Source organism: Bianquea renquensis (genome assembly GCF_014384895.1).
Lineage (GTDB): Bacteria > Bacillota > Clostridia > Lachnospirales > Bianqueaceae > Bianquea > Bianquea renquensis.
In genome coordinates, this window is record NZ_JACRSQ010000093.1 from 1 (window position 1) to 1,019 (window position 1,019).

Here is a 1,019-nt window from a genome sequence, read left to right on the forward strand (position 1 = left end):
TGATATGATACCCCTTAAGTAGACAAGGTAAATAACCAAAATCTACTTGGGGGTATTTTATGTATCGGAAATATACATCAGAAGAAAAATTAAATATTGTAGAAGGATATCTGAATGGGCTTTTTTCCTTGGAAGAAAAAGCCCATGAGCTAGGGTACAAAACAGCACCAGGATGCTTTAAACGATGGGTACGGCAATATCAAGAGCAGGGAGCCGTGGGACTCTTGCGTCCGGCAGGTAATACATCTTACACAGCAGAATTCAAAACAATGGTAGTTGAAGAGTATCTTTCTGGCAAAGGCTCCGCAGTTGACCTTGCCGCAAAACATAAAATTAGTACAGCAGATGTTTTGTTACATTGGGTTTCGCTGTATAATGCTAATAGAAAGCTTAAGGAGTATAATCCTAAGAGGGAGGTCTATATGGCAGAAGCACGGAGAAAAACAACCCTGGAAGAACGAAAAGAAATCGTTGAATACTGCATTTCCCATGATAGAAATTACAAAGAAACTGCTTCTTTGTATGATGTTTCATACAGCCAGGTTTATTCATGGGTAAAAAAATATGATGCCGATGGCGAAACTGGTTTGTCTGATAGGCGCGGGCATCACAAAACAGATGATGAAGTGGATGAACTGGAACGGCTGCGCCGGGAAAATATACGGCTCAAACGCCAGCTTGAAGAAAAGGATATGGCTGTAGAACTGCTAAAAAAAGTGAAAGAATTCGAAAGGATGTGAGGCTCGGGAAACAACGCTTTGAATCGAAATACATGGCGATTCAATATTTTACCGAAAAAAGACAATGGAACATCAACTGGATGTGCAGGCAACTGGAAATTTCACGTGCAGCTTATTACAAATGGCTGCACCGCCCAATCCCTAAACAGGAAGAGGAGAACATAAATCTTGCAGAACTGATAAAAGAGTACGACGAACGGTTTTGCCATATCTTAGGCTACCGGCGAATGACAAGTTGGATAAACCATTTCAACCATACGAACTATAGCAAGAACCGGA

The 1,019-nt window shown here is 41.0% G+C and carries 1 protein-coding gene and 1 pseudogene; both read left to right on the forward strand.

Translation table 11 applies throughout. The features are described 5' to 3' along the window. Nucleotides 1-59: 59 nt before the first annotated feature. Nucleotides 60-740, forward strand: coding sequence for a helix-turn-helix domain-containing protein (locus tag H8730_RS17375; RefSeq protein ID WP_249290307.1), 681 nt, complete (start codon nucleotides 60-62; stop codon nucleotides 738-740). Between the two features lie 32 nt (nucleotides 741-772). Beyond that, a pseudogene (locus H8730_RS17380) lies at nucleotides 773-1,019 on the forward strand (IS3-like element ISSth1b family transposase); the annotation flags it as partial.